Here is a 16,338-nt window from a genome sequence, read left to right as displayed (position 1 = left end):
TGGTGAGCACGCGGCTCACCAGGGAACCGGTCTACCTCTTTCGGGTGGTCCCGCGGGTGCACCGCTGCACCCGTGGGCCCCGACTCCCGAACAGATGGCGTGAGTGACACGGGCCCAGGGCCGCGCGCAGGCGTCCACGAACGGCGGCGGAGCGGAAGGCTCTACGGTCGGACCGCGACGGAGGTCACCGGAGCGGTCCAGGGTGGGGAGGACCGGGTCCGCTACCGCGACGCCCTCACCGCCCGGCAACGGCGCGGTGTCCTGGGGCTGGGTTGGTTCCACGTCGTCCTCGCCCTCGCGCTGGCCGGCTACCTGCTGCTCCCGGACAACCTCCCCCGACTCGGCGGCGGGGTCCTGGTGGACGCCCTGTCCGTGGCCGGTCTGGTCGTGATGGTGGTGCTGCAGCTGATCGCCGGCCTGCGCACCTGGACGGTCACCTACCACGCGGGGCAGGCACGCGACCCGATCCCCATGCGACCACAGCCGGGGCTGCGCGTCGCCGTCCTGACCACCATCGTGCCCGGGAAGGAACCGCTGGAGCTGGTCATGGCCACCCTGCGGGCGATGACCCGGATCCGCCACGACGGGCTCCTGGACGTGTGGCTGCTCGACGAGGGGGACGACCCGGAGGTCCGCCGGCGCTGCGCCGAGCTCGGCGTACGGCACTTCAGCCGGAAGGGGCGGCCGGAGTGGAACCAGCCGAGCGGGCCGTTCCGGGCGAAGACCAAGCACGGCAACCACAACGCCTGGCGCAGCCGGCACGAGCACCTGTACGACGTCGTGGCCCAGATGGACCCCGACCACGTGCCTTTCCCGAACTTCCTCGAGCGCACCCTGGGCTACTTCTCCGACCCGGACGTGGCCTTCGTGGTCGCGCCGCAGGTCTACGGCAACCTGACCGAGTCCTTCGTGGCCCGTGGTGCGGCGGAGCTCGCCTACCTCTTCCACGGCATCATCCAGCGCGGCGGCAACGGTCACGACGCCCCGCTGCTGATCGGGACCAACCACCTCTACCGGCCGGCCGCCTTCGCGCAGATCGGCGGGTACCAGGACTGCATCATCGAGGACCACCTCACGTCGATGGTCGTCTACACGGCGGTGAACGCGGCGACCGGACGCAACTGGAAGGGCGTCTACACGCCGGACATCGTGGCGGTCGGGGAGGGGCCGGCCACCTACTCGGACTTCTTCAGCCAGCAGAAGCGCTGGGCCTACGGCATCTGGGAGATCGCCCGCCAGCACTCCCCGCACGTCTTCTCGCGGATGCGGACCCGGCAGCAGCGGCTGTCCTTCTTCGCCCTGCAGACGCACTACCCGACGACGGCCGTCGTCTGGGTGGGCGGCATCGCGCTCTCGGTCCTGTACCTGGTGGGCGGTGTGACGGTGACCCACTTGCCGGTGCTGCAGTGGTCGGTGCTGTTCGGCGCCAACCTCCTGGCCGGGCTGCTCTTCTCCTTCTGCATGCGGCGCTTCAACCTGGTGGAGCACGAACGCAGCTCCTGGGGCCTGGCGGGGATGCTGCTCGACCTGATCACCGCACCGGTCTACGTCGCCGCGGCCGCCGCCCAGCTGGCCGGACGACCACTGGTGTACGTGGTCACCGCGAAGGGCAGCGCCGCCACCGGGGACACGTGGCGGACCTTCCGCCCGCACCTGCTGTGGCTGGCGGTGGCGGCGGTCGCGCTGCTCGCCGGCCCGCTGCTGCACCACGACTACTCGGCGCTCTACGTGTGGGCCGGCCTCACGGCCGTCCTCTGCGTGCTCCCGCTGCTGCACGTCGGGTCCGGCCGCGTCGGGGAGGCGGTGCGCCTGGTCCGGGTCCGATCGGTCCTCCGCCACCGCCGGATCGGTGAGGTCCTCGTCGCGCAGGGCGCGCTCAGCAACGCCCAGCTCCGGGAACTGCTCGACCTGCAGGCGACGAGCGACGCCGCCTGGATGCGGCTCGGCGACCTGGCCGTCGCCGAGGGGCACGTCACCTCGGCGCAACTCCTGGCAGCTCTGGGCGCGCCGAGCCGTCCCCCGGTCGCCGAGCTGCAACCGGCCTGACCGTGAGCCGACCCGGTCGGCCGGTCGGATGGGGGGAGCTGCGGCGACAGGCGGCCTCGCTGCCCGTCGCCACCGGTCGGGGCGCCCGCTGGCGCGGCGACGGCGCGCTAGCCTCGCAGTGGGTGGCAGGCGCCACGGGACGGCCCACGCGTCGTCCGTGGGCGTCCAGACGGTCCCTGCACCCACCGGGCCTCTAGCTCAACTGGCAGAGCAGCGGACTTTTAATCCGCGGGTTGTGGGTTCGATCCCCACGGGGCCCACCAGCACCGGGGCCACCGGCTGCCGCGGCGGCCCGATGAGTCCGGCGACCGTCGTCGGTCAGGACTGCATGAGCGTCGCGACCCCGGCGATCCGGCTGGACATGACCGTGTCTCTCGACGGCTTCGTCGTCGGACCGCGGGACAGCACGGCGGAGCCGATGGGCGTCGGCGGGTTGCGGCTGTTCAACTGGCTGGACTCCCGCTCCGACCCGGGACCGAACGGTCAGGTGGTCGCCGAGTCGACCGCCACCCGGGCCGTCATCTCGGGCCGCCGCACCTACGAGCACGCGAACCGCTGGAACGGCGACCACCACGACGGCGTCCCGGTCCTCGTGCTCACCCACCACGTGCCGGAGGAGCCTCCGCCGGGCAGCGTCCGCGACGTGACCGACGTCGGCGCCTGCGCCGCGCAGGCCCGCGCCGCCGCCGGAGACGCCGACGTGCTGGTCCTGGGGGCCGGGGCCGCCCAGGCGCTGCTCCGGGCCGGCGAGCTCGACGAGAGGGAACTGCACGTCGTCCCCGTCCTGCTCGGGCAGGGACGGCGGCTGTTCGACCACCTGCCCGCCGAGCGGACCGAACTCGAGCTGATCCGCGAGCTGAACGCTGGGGAGACCGCCCCCGCCCACCGGGTCCTGCACCTCCGCTACCGCGTCCAGCGGCCGCCGCTGGACGCAGGAGGGAACGGATGAGGACCCTGCACGTCGGCCTCCGGGTCGCCGATCCCGAGCGGGCGGTCGCCTTCTACACGGCCGTCGGCTACGAGGTGGTCGGACGGGTGCCGGAGTCCCCGGCCGGGCAGCTGACGATGCTGGAGCTGCCCGACGACGACGCGGTCAGCGTGGACCTCGTCTTCGACCCCGGCGAGGCCGAGTGGGACCGAGGCGCCGGCCTGAGCCACCTCGTCATCCAGGTTGAGTCGATGGAGGCCACGGTCACCGACCTCAGGACGAAGGGCATCGAGGTCGCCGAGCCCGGGTCGCCCGACGGTTCCGCGGACTTCCTGACCACCTGGATCACCGACCCCGACGGCAACCGGATCGAGCTGGTCCAGTGGCCCGCCGGTCACCCCGACGGTCTCACCGCGGCCGACTGGTCGTGACGGCACCGCAGCTGCCGTCGCCTGCCTGCGGGCGTCCGGGCCGCGGCTGACGACGATCCGGGCCCGGGAGGCGGCCGACGCGCGTAGCGTCGGCCGGGACGTCCGGGCGATCCGGCGTCGACGGCGCGTCACACAGTCGGCGTACCTGCACACGGTCCCCAGGTCGGGGACCGCAGCCGAGGTGATCCCCGGTGTGACCGGACCGGAGGCCGCGGCGTGGCCAGCAACCCGAACTCCCCTTCCCCTGGCACCGCCGAGGCGCTGGAGCGCCTGGGCCGGTTGTCCCTGCGCGACCTGTCGATGGAGGATCTGCTGCAGACCGTCGCCGACCTCACCGGGACGGTGGTGCGGGCCCGGACGGAGAGGTCGGTGACGCTGCTCGTGGAGGGCAGGCCGAGCACGGTGGCCTCCACCGGTCGACTGGCCACCGACCTGGACGAGACGCAGTACGACCGCGGCCACGGACCCTGCCTGCACAGCGCCCGCACCGGCGAGCTGACCGAGATCACCGACACCCGCACCGACAGCCGCTGGCCGGACTACACACCACGTGCGGTCGAGCGCGGCGCCCTGAGCTCCCTGTCCGTCCCGCTGGCCGTCGACGACGAGCAGGTCACCGGCGCGCTCAACATCTACGCCCGCGAGCCGCACGCCTTCGACGAGGACAGCCGCTCGGCGGCCACCGAGTTCGCCCCCTACGCAGCGGTCGCCGCCGGCAACCTGCACGCCTACCGGAGCGCCCACGACGCGGCCGCCGGCCTGCGGACCGCCCTGGAGTCGCGAGCGGTCATCGACCAGGCCAAGGGCATCCTGATGGCGCGCCACCGGCTCACCGCGGACCAGGCGTTCCAGGTCCTGGCACGGATGTCGGTGAAGACGAACCGGAAGCTGAGCGCGGTCGCCGCCGACCTGGTCCACACCGGGCAGCTGCCCCGGGCGTGAGCCGGCCGGCACCGGGAGCCCCGCGGAGCGCCCCGGGTCTTTGGTCCCTGTCGGGCTCGTCGTCGTCCCCCCTACGGTTCCCGCCGGGCGCTCCCCGGTGCGCTCGGACGAGGGGCTGGGTCTGCCTGCCGTGCGGATCCGGTCCTCGACGCAGGACGTTCCGACGGAGGGGGACGGATCGTGGGATCCCGGACGGTCACCCGGATGACGGCCGCGACACTGCTCGCCGGCGCTCTGGTCTTCGCCGGCTCGACGCAGGCGCTCGCGGCCCCTCCCGGCGCGTCCACGACGCCCCGCGTCATCCAGAAGGACCTGCCGCACAGCGGCGAGGGCGTCCAGACCGTCGTCTACGACACCACTGCCGGAACGGGCAGCACCGGCGGCACCATCAGCCGCAGGCCGGTCGTCCAGCTCGACCTGCCGCACAGCGGCGACGGGGACCAGGTCGTCGTCTTCGACGCGAGCGCCGGGAACGGCGGAGCCGGCGGGGCGGGTGGCAGTGCCACGGCGGCCTCGGTGGCGGTGAACGCACCCACGGTCACCCAGACCGCCACGGCCGCCGCCGACGGCGGTGCCGCGACCGCCGGCAACACCGCCACGACGGGCGCCGCGACCGCCGGTGCCGCGACGGCCACCGGAGGTGCCGGCGGCGCGGGCGGAGCCGGGGGGACGGGGAGCACCGGCGGCACGATCACGACCGGCCCGACCGTCCAGCAGGACCTGCCGCACAGCGGCAACGGCGACCAGAGCATCGTCTTCGATGCCAGCGCGGGCAACGGCGGGGACGGCGGGGCGGGTGGGGACGCCACCGCGGCCTCGACGGCGGTGAACGCACCCACGGTCACCCAGACCGCCACGGCCGCCGCCGTCGACGGCAGCGCCACCGCCGGCAACACCGCCACCACCGGTGACGCCACGGCCGGTGCCGCGACCGCGACCGGAGGTGCCGGCGGCGACGGTGGCGACGGTGGCGCGAACAGCACCGGCGGCACGATCACCACCGGCCCGACCGTCCAGCAGTCCGCGTCCCCCGGCAGCGGGAACGACCAGGCCGCCGTCGTCGACGCGAGCGCCGGGAACGGTGGCGACGGTGGTGCTGGTGGGGACGCCACGGCGGCCTCGACGGCGGTGAACGCACCCACGGTCACCCAGACCGCCACCGCTGTCGCCGTCGACGGCAGCGCCACCGCCGGCAACACCGCCACCACCGGTGACGCCACGGCCGGTGCCGCGACCGCGACCGGGGGCGCCGGAGGTGCCGGGGGTGCCGGCGGCGCCGGTGCGGGCGGCGGGAACGGCGGAGGCGGCGGGGACGGCGGGGACGGCACCGCGGCCTCGACGGCGGTGGACACAGCCGCGGTCACCCAGACGGCCACCGGTGGGTCGGTCGGCGGCTGACGTCGTCACCCGAGCCGCCCGCACCGGCCTGGGCACCGCCTCCGTCGCGGTCGGGACCGGTCAGGCGCCGACGTAGGCCGCCAGGTGCTCGCCGGTGAGGGTGGACCGGGCGGCGACCAGGTCGGCCGGGGTGCCCTCGAAGACGACCCGCCCGCCGTCGTGCCCGGCGCCGGGGCCGAGGTCGACGATCCAGTCGGCGTGCGCCATGACCGCCTGGTGGTGCTCGATGACGATCACCGACCGGCCGGCGTCGACGAGCCGGTCGAGCAGCGCGAGCAGGTTGGCCACGTCGGCGAGGTGCAGGCCGGTGGTGGGCTCGTCGAGGACGTAGACGTCGCCCTTCTCGGCCATCTGGGTGGCCAGCTTCAGCCGCTGCCGCTCGCCGCCGGAGAGGGTGGTGAGCGGCTGGCCGAGCGTGAGGTAGCCCAGCCCGACGTCGGCGAGCCGGTCGAGGACCGTGTGCGCGGCCGGCGTGCGCGCCTCGCCCGTGCCGAAGAACTCCTCCGCCTCGATGACCGACATCGCGAGCACCTCGGCGATGTTGCGGCCGCCCAGCGTGTACTCGAGCACCGACGCCTGGAAGCGCCGGCCCTCGCACTCCTCGCAGGGGGACTCCACCGTCGCCATCACCCCGAGCTCGGTGTAGATGACGCCGGCGCCGTTGCAGGTCGGGCAGGCGCCCTCGGAGTTGGAGCTGAACAGGGCCGGCTTGACGCCGTTGGCCTTGGCGAACGCCTTGCGGATCGGCTCGAGCAGGCCGGTGTAGGTGGCGGGGTTGCTGCGGCGGGAGCCGCGGATCGCGCCCTGGTCGACGACCACGACGCCGTCCCTCGGTGCGACGGAGCCGTGGATGAGCGAGCTCTTGCCGGAGCCCGCGACGCCGGTGACCACGCAGAGGACACCGAGCGGGACGTCGACGTCGACGTCGCGGAGGTTGTGGGTGCTCGCGCCGCGCACCTCGAGCCGCCCGGTCGACGTCCGCACCTCCGGCTTGAGCGCCGCGCGATAGCCGAGGTGGCGGCCGGTGAGGGTGCCGCCGGCCCGGAGCCCCTCGAGGCCGCCCTGGTAGACGATCTCGCCGCCGGCCGTGCCGGCGAGCGGGCCGAGGTCGACGACGTGGTCGGCGATCGCGATCGTCTCGGGCTTGTGCTCGACGACGAGCACCGTGTTGCCCTTGTCCCGCAGCTGCAGGAGCAGGCCGTTCATCCGCTCGATGTCGTGCGGGTGCAGGCCGATGGTGGGCTCGTCGAAGACGTAGGTGACGTCGGTGAGCGACGACCCGAGGTGGCGGATCATCTTGGTGCGCTGCGCCTCCCCGCCGGACAGCGTGCCCGCGGGCCGGTCGAGGGAGAGGTAGCCCAGCCCGATCTCGGTGAACGAGTCGAGCAGGTGCTGCAGGCCGGTCAGCAGCGGGGCCACCGACGGCTCGTGCAGCGTGCGGACCCAGTCGGCCAGGTCGCTGATCTGCAGGGCGCAGAGGTCGGCGATGTTCCTGCCGCCGATCGTCGAGGACCGGGCCTCCGGGGTGAGCCGCGTGCCGTCGCACTCGGGGCAGGTCTGGAAGGTGATCACGCGCTCGACGAAGCGCCGGACGTGCGGCTGCAGCGAGTCGACGTCCTTGGACAGCATCGACTTCTGCACCCGGGGGATCACGCCCTCGTAGGTGAGGTTGACGCCCTCGACCTTGATCTTGGTCGGCGTCTTGTAGAGGAGGTCGTCCATCTCCCTCTTCGTGTACTGCCCGATCGGCTTGTCCAGGTCGAGGCCGATGCCCTGGAAGAGGCGGCCGTACCAGCCCTCCGTGCTGTAGCCGGGGACCATCAGGCCGCCCTCGTTGAGCGACCTGGTCCCGTCGTAGAGCGCCGTGAGGTCGAAGTCGGAGACCGACCCCATGCCCTCGCAGCGCGGGCACATGCCGCCCAGGTAGACGACGTCGCGCACCACGGCCTTCTCGACCCGGCCGCCGGCCTTCTCGGTGCTCATCACCCCGCTCGCCCGGCGCGTCGGCACGTTGAACGAGAAGGCGGTGGGCGGACCGATGTGCGGCGTGCCGAGCCGGCTGAACAGGATGCGGAGCATCGCGTTGGCGTCGGTGGCGGTGCCGACGGTGGAGCGCGGGTTGGCGCCCATCCGCTCCTGGTCGACGATGATCGCCGTCGTCAGGCCCTCGAGCAGGTCCACCTCCGGCCGCGCCAGCGACGGCATGAAGCCCTGCACGAAGGCGCTGTAGGTCTCGTTGATCAGCCGCTGCGACTCCGCGGCGATCGTGTCGAACACCAGCGAGCTCTTGCCCGAGCCCGAGACGCCGGTGAACACCGTCAGCCGGCGCTTCGGGATCTCGAGGCTGACGTCGCGGAGGTTGTTCTCGCGGGCGCCGACCACGCGGATCAGGTCGTGGCTGTCGGCGGCGTGCACCGCGGGGGACCGCGGATCGGTGCTCGTGACCGTGCTCATCGTGTCTCCGTCCATCGGCAGGGCCGGCGCGGGCGCCGCGACGGTCCGCTGTCTACCTGATCGGCGGGGGCGCCCGGGGGTCGGAACACCCGTCCGGCTGACGGCGGAGCGCTCAGCGCAGCTCCTGGATGCGGACCAGGTTGCCCGCGGGGTCCCGGAAGGCGCAGTCGCGCACCCCGTAGGGCTGCTCGGTCGGCTCCTGGACGACGTCGGCGTCGGCGGCCTGCAGCCGCTCGAAGGTGCCGTCGAGGTCCTTCGTGGCCAGGAGGATCCACCCGTAGGTCCCCTTGGCCATCATCTCGGCGACGGTGCGGCGCTCGTCGTCGGTGATGCCCGGGTCGACGGCGGGGGGTGCCAGGAGCACGGACGTGCCGGGCCGGCCGGCGGGGCCGACGGTGATCCAGCGCATCGGGCCCGTGCCGACGTCGGTGCGCACCTCGAAGCCGAGGGTGTCGCGCCAGAAGGCCAGCGAGGCGTCCGGGTCGGTGTGCGGGAGGACGGTGGTGTGGATGGTGAGGTCCATGGCGCTCACGCTAGGAACGGCTCGCGCGCCGGTGCTTCTCGATTCCTGACCGGTCGGGTCACCTGCTTGGCGACGCAGGCGGGCAGGCCCTCGGTGCCCTGGGCGGCGAGGCGCCGGTAGGTGCTCGGTGGCATCCCCACCAGCTCGGTGAAGCGGGTGCTGAAGGTCCCCAGCGACGAGCAGCCGACGGCGAAGCAGACCTCGGTGACGCTGAGGTCCCCCCGGCGCAGCAGTGCCATCGCTCGCTCGACCCGCCGGGTCATCAGGTAGGCGTAGGGCGACTCGCCGTAGGCCTGCCGGAACGCGCGGCTGAGGTGCCCGGCCGACACGTGCACGCCGCGGGCGAGGGCCTCGACGTCCAGCGGCTGGGCGTACTCCCGGTCGATCCGGTCGCGGACGCGGCGGAGCCGCGCGAGGTCCTCCAGGCGCTGCGCGGCGGCGGGCCTGCTGGTCACTCCCGGGATCGTGCCACGGCGTCCGTGGCCGGTGCGCCACCTGCGGCCGGCGGGGACGCGATCTCGACGTGGCCGGTGTCGAGGGGCTCGCGAGGCGTGCCGTTGACCACGGCGCAGGCGCGTCGCCACGGTCCCGTCGGGCGGCCGGGGGCGGTCCCGGTCAGTGCAGGGGCAGGCCGGTGCGGTCACCCGCCGGCCGGGGGCCGTGGATCCGGCGCTCGGCGGCGGTGATGGCGACGTCGTCGATGCTGGCCTCCCGGCGCCGCATGAGGCCCTCGGCGGTGAACTCCCACTGCTCGTTGCCGTACGAGCGCCACCACTGGCCGCCCGCGTCGTGCCACTCGTACTGGAAGCGCACGGCGATGCGGTCGTCGGTGAAGGCCCACAGCTCCTTGCGCAGGGCGTAGTCCAGCTCGGTCCGCCACTTGCGCGTCAGGAACCCGACCACCGCATCGCGTCCCGTGAGGAACTCGCTGCGGTTGCGCCACTGTGTGTCGGGTGTGTAGGCCTGCGCGACCCGCTCCGGGTCCCGGGTGTTCCACGCGTCCTCGGCGGCCCGGACCTTCTCCTCGGCGGTCGCCCGGGTGAACGGCGGCAGGGGTGGACGGGACACGTGGCCTCCAGGTGGGGTGGCGGGGGAGTCCGTGCAGTGTCTGTCCGCCGGGCGCCCCGCGCACGAGGAGCCCGGGCTCACGGGGTGGCCGCGCGGACACGCCACGGCGGCGGCGCCGCCGGAGGTCACCGCGGCCCTCCAGCAGGTCCGCACGCACGGCGGTGGCCGGACCGGTCGACTTGTGGGTGCCGGCAGCGGCGGGTCACCGGCCTGGCCGGACGCCTGCACAACGATCCGGTAATGCCGCGTCCCACGACGTGCCGCGGGGTGCGTGGCGCGGTGGCCCGGACCCCACACTTCCCTCGTCCGCGCCGCCCTCACCGGCGGCTCGCGGATGCCGTCGCACTTCCCCTGCGGTGGCCCCATGGACGGGATGAACGGTGGATCACGTGGACCTCCGCAGTACTGGACTGCGCCTCGACAGCGAGGCACGCCTGGGTTGGTGGCTGGTCGTCGAGGGCCAGGACGGCCCCGACCGGCTCGTCGCCGGCCCCTTCGAGGACCGCGCCGGGGCCGGCTGGGCCGCCGCGGCGCGGGACGAGGACGACGAGCCGGTGCGACCGGTGTACGGCGTCCGGCGCCCGGACGGCGGGCTGCACCGCCGGCCCTCGCCGCAGGAGCTGGCGTGGCTCGGCCACCTCGGCGACCAGCTCGACCGGCTGCCGGAGGCCTGGGACGCCGGCCTCGCCGACGACGACCCGCTGGCCACCCTGCTGGTCGAGGTCACCGCGGCGCTGGCCGAGGCCGGCCTGCCGCTGTGGGACGCCACCGGCCCCGACGGCGCGCTGGGCGGCGTCTGCCTGAGCGCCGAGCCGGCCCTGGACGGTGTCGTCGTCGGCTGGCGCCAGCACGACCGGATGAGCGTCGAGCAGCTGCACGGCACCGACACCGACAGCGCCGTGCAGCAGGTGATGAACGTGGCCCTGGCCGACGTGCTCTGGCTGCGCGGGTTCGAGGTCGACGCCCTCGGCGGCGGGGCCAGCGGCTCCGTCGTCCGCTGCGCCGCCTGATCGCGATGAGCACGTCCGCCCTCTCCCTCGCGCGCCGGCCGTTCCGCGTCCCGTCCTCCACCGCCGAGGACGGCCTCGGTCTGGCCGGCCTGCTCGACCTGCTCGGCATCGACCCCGCCGACACCGAGCTCCCCGACGGCGCAGAGCTCCCCGCCGACACCGCGCCCTCCGCTGGCGCGGCTGCCCTCCGCCCCGCCGACCTGCTCGCACGGACGCGCGCCGCGCTGCACCGGGCGGCCGACTGGGGTGCCGGCCCGCAGCGCTCCTGGTGCGCCTGGTGACCCCGCCGGTCCCCGCCGGCGGCGCCGAGCTGCTCGTGTGGCCGGTGGTCGCCGTCGTGGGGTTCCTCGCGCTGGCCGGGCTGGTGGTGGTGCTGGGCCGCAGCTCCACGGCCCGCTACGAGTTCGAGCGCAACGCCGTCCGGCAGCAGCGGCCGCACGGCGGCGACGGCCGGACCGGGCCGGCCACCGGGCCCGGCACCGCGACCGGGATCCGCGTGCCGGCCGTGCCCGCGGGCACCGGCGCCCCGGCGGCGCCCTCGGCCGCCGTCGCGCCGGACCGCCCGGCGGCCCGGACCGCGGTGGGCCTGGCGACGCACCCGGCTCCCCACTCGGCCACCCACCCCGCCGGACGGCAGCTGGGGGCGGGGAGCGGGGCGACGGCGTGGTGGCTGGTCGACTCCGCCGAGGACCGGCCCGGGCAGCACGCGGTGGCCGGTCCCTTCGCCGCCCGGGCCGACGCCCTCTGCACGGCCCTGGCCACCGGGCTCGACGGATCCGTCCGCGCGGTGCACGGCGTCCTGCGCGCCGACGGCACGGTGGTCCGGCGGATCTCGGCGCAGGACTCCGCCTGGCTGGCCCACCTCGGGGACCAGCTCGACCGGCTGCCGGAGGACTGGGACGCCGGCCTCACCGAGGAGGACCCGCTGGCCGGCCTGGTGGTCGAGGTCGCTGCCGCGCTGACCGAGGCCGGCCTCCCGCTGTGGGACGCCACCGGCCCCGACGGCGCGCTGGGCGGCGTCTGCCTGGGCGCCGAGCCGGCCCTGGACGGCATCGTCGTCGCCTGGCGCCAGCACGACCGGATGAGCGTCGACCAGGTGTACGGCGCCGACGTGGACGTCGACGTCCAGCAGGTCCTGAACGCCGCGCTGGCCGACGTCCTCGCCGTCCGCGGCTTCGACGCCGAGCCCCTCGGCGGCGCGGCCAGCGGCTGCCTCGTCCGCGGCGCCGGCTGACCCGCCCGCCCGCGGGCGACCGCCCGGCGCACGAGGTCACGATCGAGGACGGGACCGGTCTCACCCTCCGGCGGGATGGCGGGTCAAGTCCGTCCGCAACCCTGTCGAAGGACCATCCATGGCACGCACGCCGACCCACCGCACGACGCACCGGGGGACCGCCCTCTGGTGCTACCTCACCGCACTGGTGGCCGTCCCGCTGGCCGGCGTCGGCGTCCTGACGTCGCTCGTCGCCGTGCACACCAGCGGGGACGTGGGCAGCGCCCGGCGTGCCGAGTCCGCCGTGCGGGCCATCGCCTCCCTCGACGCCGTCCGGACGGCCGCGGAGCAGGAGATCCTGCCGACGCTCGCGCTGGCCGTCATCGACGACCCGACCGCCGCCACCGCGCTGGGGGTCACGCCGTGGATGCTGGCGGCCGCGCGCGGCACGGCGGCCGACGGCGCCGTCGAGGCCCGGACGGCCACCGACGCCGCGGTGGCGGCGGTGCCCGCCGGCTCGCTCGGCGCCGACGTCGTCGAGCGCGTGGCCGCCGACCTGGCCGGGCTGCGGGCGGACAGCGACACCGGCCAGGTGCGCCTCGAGCAGCTGTACCTCGGCTACCTCGGCGTCTCCAACGACGTGATGACCGCCGAGCGCGCCGCGGCCGCCGCCGCCGTCTCCGAGGGCGTGCCGGCCCGGACGGCGCGGGCCGTCCAGGACGTGCTGACCATCGCCACCCTGGCGCAGGACGCCACCCGGCAGACGCCCCTGTACCTCGGCTCGCTGTTCGCCCCGGACGGCGCCCTCATCGGCTCGCGCCTGGCGTGGGAGACCGGCTGGCTCTCCTACACCGACGCGCAGCGGCAGATGGAGGAGCTGTCCCAGGAGTCGCTGCACACCGCGTGGGTGCGGCTGCGGGACTCCGAGCTCGTGACCCAGCTCGACGCGCTGGTCACGCCCGCGACCACGGCCGGCGAGCTGACCGCCGACGTCGGCCGCCTGACCGAGCTGCTGTTCCGCAGCGCCGACCGCGACGCCGCGCTGGCCGGGCTGGTCGGGACCGCCGTCGACGACGTGCGCGCGCTGGCCGCGGCCGACCGCGAGGACGCCGCCGCGGTCCTGCGGCGGACGGTCGAGCTCGGCATCGGCCTGCTGCTGGTGGCCGCGCTCGGCGCCGTCTGGCTCGGCCGGACCGTGTCGCGCTCGCTCGGACTGCTCGCCGGCCAGGCCACCCGGATCAGCGAGGGCGAGCTGGTCGAGGTCGAGGTGCACGGGCCGCGCGAGGTGCGCACCGTGTCGGCCGCCCTCGGCGAGGCCGTCGCCGGCCTGCGCCGGATCCAGGACCAGGCCCAGGCGGTCGCCCGCGGGGACCTCGACGACGCGCTGCTCAACCAGCCGCTGCCCGGCCCGCTGGGCGAGGTCGTGCACGCCTCGATCCGCCAGATCGTCACCTCGGTCCGCCAGCGCGAGGAGCTGCAGTTCGCGCTGGCCCACCGGGCCACGCACGACCCCCTGACCGAGCTGCCCAACCGTGCCCAGGCCCTGACCCTGGTCACCTCCGCGCTGCACCGGGCCCGCCGCTCGGGGGCGATGACCGGTCTGCTCTTCGTCGACCTCGACGGGTTCAAGGCGGTCAACGACGGCCACGGCCACGCCGCCGGCGACACCGTGCTGCGCGAGGTCGCCGCCCGGATGCGCGCGATGGTCCGCCAGGGCGACGTCGTCTGCCGCCTCGGCGGGGACGAGTTCGTCGTCCTGGTGGAGCCGGTCGAGACCGAGCGGGACCTCATGGACCTCGCCGAGCGCCTCATCGCCGGGCTCAGCGAGCCGATCGAGGTCGGCGGACTGGTGCAGATCGGCGCCAGCGTCGGCATCGCGGTCAGCCGGGACGGCGGCGCCGACGCCGACGCGCTGTTCGCCGAGGCCGACACCGCCGCCCACCGCGCCAAGCAGCACGGCCGCGGCCGGGCGGAGATCTTCGACGACGCCCTGCGCCGGCAGCTCGCCGCGCGCGCCGCGACCGAGACGGCGATCGCCGCGGCGCTCACCGACGGCGGGATGCGGCTGGTCTACCAGCCCGTGCTCGACGTCGCCGACCAGCACCTGCGCGGCTACGAGGCGCTGGTGCGCTGGGTGCGCGCCGACGGCACCGTCGTCCCACCGGACGCGTTCATCCCCGTCGCCGAGAGCTCGAGCCTGATCTGCGACCTCGACCGCTGGGTGCTGCACGAGGCCACCCGGCAGCTCGCCGCCTGGCGGGCCGCGTCGCCGGCCGTCCCTGGTGCCGCCGAGCCGACCATGGCGGTCAACGTCTCCGGCCGGCACCTGACCGACCGGCGCGTCGTGGCCGACGTCGCCGACGCGCTGGCCGCCTCCGGGCTGCCGCCGCGCCTGCTGGTCCTCGAGGTCACCGAGACGGTCCTGGTCGACGACCCGGTCGCCATGACGCACCTGGCCGAGCTGCGGGCCACGGGCGTGTCCATCGCCATCGACGACTTCGGCACCGGCTACACCTCGATCGGGCAGCTGCGACACATGCCGGTCGACACGCTCAAGATCGACCGCAGCTTCGTGGCCTCGCCCGACCCCGGCCAGCGGGAGCTCGTGGGCCTGATCATCAGCGCGGCGCACACCTTCGGCCTCGACGTCGTCGCCGAGGGCGTGGAGGAGCCGGTTCAGCTCGAGCGGCTGCGCGCCCAGGCGTGCGACCTCGCGCAGGGCTACCTGCTGCACCGCCCGCTCCCGGCCGACGTCGCCGGCACGCTGATGGGCGCGCTGCCGGAGGCCACCCCGGCGTCCTGACCTGCGGGGAGCCGTCCCGTTGACCGGGCGGGCGGCGCGCGGCAGCCTGCTGTCCCCGAGCCGGACGCCGTCCGAGCCCGCCGTCCGACCCCGCCGTCCGACCCGGAGGAGCCCGCGTGCGCGTCCGCCGCCCCGCCGCCGGGGTGCTCCTCGCCGCGTCCCTGGCCCTCGGCGGGTGCACCACCGCGGTCGCCGGGACGGCGTCCCCGGTCGGTGGCGCGCGCACCGACGCCGGCCCGCGCGTGCACCTCGCCGAGGCGGGCGACGGGACCGACCGGATCGCGCGCGACGCCATCACCGACGTCCTCGCGTACTGGGCCCGGACCTACCCGCGGCTCTACGGCGAGGAGTTCGGGGCGGTCGACGGGGGGTTCTGGTCGATCGACCCCGGCGAGACCGACCCCGGCGACCTGCCCGGCGGCCCGTGCTTCTCCGACGACGTCGACGACCTGGCCGAGAACGCCTCCTACTGCAGCGAGGACGACGTCGTCGTCTACGACCGCGCGTGGCTGGCCCGGCTGGCCGACGACTACGGGCCCTTCGTCGTCGCCGAGGTCATGGCGCACGAGATCGGCCACGCCGTGCAGGAGCAGGCCGGGCTGGCCGACCCGTCGATCGTCGCCGAGACGCAGGCCGAGTGCTTCGCCGGCGGCTGGACCCGGTGGGTGGTCGACGGAGGGGCCGCCCACTTCTCCGTCCGGCCGGAGGAGCTCGACCCCTACCTGCTCGGCTACCTCTACTTCGGCGACGCCGTCGGCACCTCACCGGACGCCGAGGACGCGCACGGGTCGCTGTTCGACCAGCTCTCCGCCTTCCAGGAGGGCTACGCCGAGGGCCCGCGGACCTGCGCCGCCTTCGACGCCTCGCGCGTCTTCACCGAGGAGGAGTTCGGCCCGGGGGAGGCGGCCGACGGCGGTGACCTGCCCTACGGCGACGTCGTCTCCGGCAGCGGCGACCTGCTGGCCGCGTTCTGGGACCAGGCGCTCACCCGCGGCTTCCCCGGCACCGCGCCGCTGGGCGGGCGGCTCGACGTCCCCGCCGTCCGGGCCGCCGACGGGCCGGGGCCGGTCTGCGGCGGCGCCGGCCCGGAGCGGGACCTGCAGTGGTGCCCCGAGGACGACTCGGTCCGCTACGACGCCGCCGGCCTGCTGCAGCCGGCCTACGAGGACGTCGGCGACTTCGCCGTGACGACGCTGCTGGGGCTGCCCTACGCCATGGCTGTGCGCGGGCGGCGCGGCCTGCCGGTCGACGACGCGGCCGCGGTCACCGCCTCGGTGTGCGCCGTGGGCTGGCTGGCCCGCGAGCTGCGCCTCGGGCACGTCGACGGGCCGGTGCCGGCCGTCTCCCCGGGGGACGTCGACGAGGCCGCGGTGGTGCTGCTGCGGTACGCCACCGAGCCGACCGTCGTCCCGGGGTCGGGGCTGTCCGGGTTCGAGCTCGTCGACTCCTTCCGGCAGGGGTTCGTCGACGGCGGGAGCGCCTGCGGCCCCTGACCCCTCGGTCCGCGTCCCGCTCCGTGTCC

General features: G+C 75.2%; 14 protein-coding genes and 1 tRNA gene. 11 read left to right on the top strand and 4 right to left on the bottom strand.

Annotation, left to right across the window (positions count from 1 at the left end):
• The first annotated feature begins 99 nt into the window (after positions 1 to 99).
• The 6 genes from ACU616_RS06095 (at position 100) to ACU616_RS06070 (ending at position 5,745) form a co-directional block, all read left to right on the top strand.
• Entirely contained in the window at positions 100 to 2,046 is a 1,947-nt protein-coding gene (locus ACU616_RS06095) for a glycosyltransferase family 2 protein (RefSeq protein ID WP_446757582.1), read from the top strand.
• Between the two features lie 187 nt (positions 2,047 to 2,233).
• Positions 2,234 to 2,309, top strand: a tRNA-Lys gene (locus ACU616_RS06090).
• A gap of 65 nt (positions 2,310 to 2,374) precedes the next feature.
• On the top strand, positions 2,375 to 2,995 hold the full coding sequence (locus ACU616_RS06085) for a dihydrofolate reductase family protein (RefSeq protein ID WP_446757581.1): 621 nt from the start codon (positions 2,375 to 2,377) through the stop codon (positions 2,993 to 2,995).
• Positions 2,992 to 3,405, top strand: a complete 414-nt coding sequence (locus ACU616_RS06080) for a VOC family protein (RefSeq protein WP_446757580.1) — start codon at positions 2,992 to 2,994, stop codon at positions 3,403 to 3,405. The genes ACU616_RS06085 and ACU616_RS06080 overlap by 4 nt, the downstream gene beginning before the upstream one ends.
• Positions 3,406 to 3,621: 216 nt before the next feature.
• The gene (locus tag ACU616_RS06075; protein WP_446757579.1) at positions 3,622 to 4,347 is read left to right on the top strand and encodes an ANTAR domain-containing protein; all 726 of its coding nucleotides are present in this window, start codon (positions 3,622 to 3,624) and stop codon (positions 4,345 to 4,347) included.
• 204 nt (positions 4,348 to 4,551) lie between these two features.
• On the top strand, positions 4,552 to 5,745 hold the full coding sequence (locus ACU616_RS06070; protein WP_446757578.1) for a hypothetical protein: 1,194 nt from the start codon (positions 4,552 to 4,554) through the stop codon (positions 5,743 to 5,745).
• A 60-nt stretch (positions 5,746 to 5,805) separates the two neighbouring features.
• Here ACU616_RS06070 and ACU616_RS06065 read toward each other — a convergent pair whose 3' ends face one another.
• The 4 genes from ACU616_RS06065 to ACU616_RS06050 all read right to left on the bottom strand — a co-directional run bounded on the left by ACU616_RS06065 (position 5,806) and on the right by ACU616_RS06050 (position 9,790).
• Positions 5,806 to 8,199, bottom strand: coding sequence for an ATP-binding cassette domain-containing protein (locus tag ACU616_RS06065; protein WP_446757577.1), 2,394 nt, complete (start codon positions 8,197 to 8,199; stop codon positions 5,806 to 5,808).
• A 112-nt stretch (positions 8,200 to 8,311) separates the two neighbouring features.
• Positions 8,312 to 8,722 (bottom strand): VOC family protein, encoded by a 411-nt coding sequence (locus ACU616_RS06060; RefSeq protein ID WP_446757576.1) that lies wholly within the window; start codon positions 8,720 to 8,722, stop codon positions 8,312 to 8,314.
• A gap of 5 nt (positions 8,723 to 8,727) precedes the next feature.
• Positions 8,728 to 9,177: a helix-turn-helix transcriptional regulator gene (locus ACU616_RS06055; RefSeq protein WP_446757575.1), complete on the bottom strand. Its 450-nt coding sequence runs from the start codon at positions 9,175 to 9,177 to the stop codon at positions 8,728 to 8,730.
• Between the two features lie 160 nt (positions 9,178 to 9,337).
• Complete coding sequence (locus ACU616_RS06050; protein ID WP_446757574.1) at positions 9,338 to 9,790, bottom strand: nuclear transport factor 2 family protein; 453 nt, start codon at positions 9,788 to 9,790, stop codon at positions 9,338 to 9,340.
• A 389-nt stretch (positions 9,791 to 10,179) separates the two neighbouring features.
• On the opposite strand from ACU616_RS06050, the gene ACU616_RS06045 reads away from it, so the two are divergent.
• The 5 genes from ACU616_RS06045 (at position 10,180) to ACU616_RS06025 (ending at position 16,309) form a co-directional block, all read left to right on the top strand.
• Positions 10,180 to 10,800, top strand: a complete 621-nt coding sequence (locus ACU616_RS06045) for a hypothetical protein (RefSeq protein WP_446757573.1) — start codon at positions 10,180 to 10,182, stop codon at positions 10,798 to 10,800.
• 5 nt (positions 10,801 to 10,805) lie between these two features.
• Complete coding sequence (locus ACU616_RS06040) at positions 10,806 to 11,081, top strand: hypothetical protein (protein WP_446757572.1); 276 nt, start codon at positions 10,806 to 10,808, stop codon at positions 11,079 to 11,081.
• Entirely contained in the window at positions 11,078 to 12,034 is a 957-nt protein-coding gene (locus tag ACU616_RS06035) for a hypothetical protein (RefSeq protein WP_446757571.1), read from the top strand. The genes ACU616_RS06040 and ACU616_RS06035 overlap by 4 nt, the downstream gene beginning before the upstream one ends.
• A gap of 118 nt (positions 12,035 to 12,152) precedes the next feature.
• Positions 12,153 to 14,816, top strand: coding sequence for a putative bifunctional diguanylate cyclase/phosphodiesterase (locus ACU616_RS06030; protein ID WP_446757570.1), 2,664 nt, complete (start codon positions 12,153 to 12,155; stop codon positions 14,814 to 14,816).
• Positions 14,817 to 14,932: 116 nt separating this feature from the next.
• Positions 14,933 to 16,309: a neutral zinc metallopeptidase gene (locus ACU616_RS06025; protein ID WP_446757569.1), complete on the top strand. Its 1,377-nt coding sequence runs from the start codon at positions 14,933 to 14,935 to the stop codon at positions 16,307 to 16,309.
• Positions 16,310 to 16,338 lie beyond the last annotated feature (29 nt).

The sequence above is a fragment of the Geodermatophilus sp. URMC 62 genome, from assembly GCF_052931475.1.
This window is presented reverse-complemented; position numbering and strand designations above follow the sequence as displayed.

What these genes read in the sequence shown, in the direction of transcription:
- ACU616_RS06060 (WP_446757576.1), bottom strand. Translation starts at nt 8,722, where the DNA reads ATGGACCTCACCATCCACACCACCGTCCTCCCGCACACCGACCCGGAC.
- ACU616_RS06065 (WP_446757577.1), bottom strand. Translation starts at nt 8,199, where the DNA reads ATGAGCACGGTCACGAGCACCGATCCGCGGTCCCCCGCGGTGCACGCC.
- ACU616_RS06080 (WP_446757580.1), top strand. Translation starts at nt 2,992, where the DNA reads ATGAGGACCCTGCACGTCGGCCTCCGGGTCGCCGATCCCGAGCGGGCG.
- ACU616_RS06070 (WP_446757578.1), top strand. Translation starts at nt 4,552, where the DNA reads ATGACGGCCGCGACACTGCTCGCCGGCGCTCTGGTCTTCGCCGGCTCG.
- ACU616_RS06040 (WP_446757572.1), top strand. Translation starts at nt 10,806, where the DNA reads ATGAGCACGTCCGCCCTCTCCCTCGCGCGCCGGCCGTTCCGCGTCCCG.
- ACU616_RS06030 (WP_446757570.1), top strand. Translation starts at nt 12,153, where the DNA reads ATGGCACGCACGCCGACCCACCGCACGACGCACCGGGGGACCGCCCTC.
- ACU616_RS06085 (WP_446757581.1), top strand. Translation starts at nt 2,375, where the DNA reads ATGAGCGTCGCGACCCCGGCGATCCGGCTGGACATGACCGTGTCTCTC.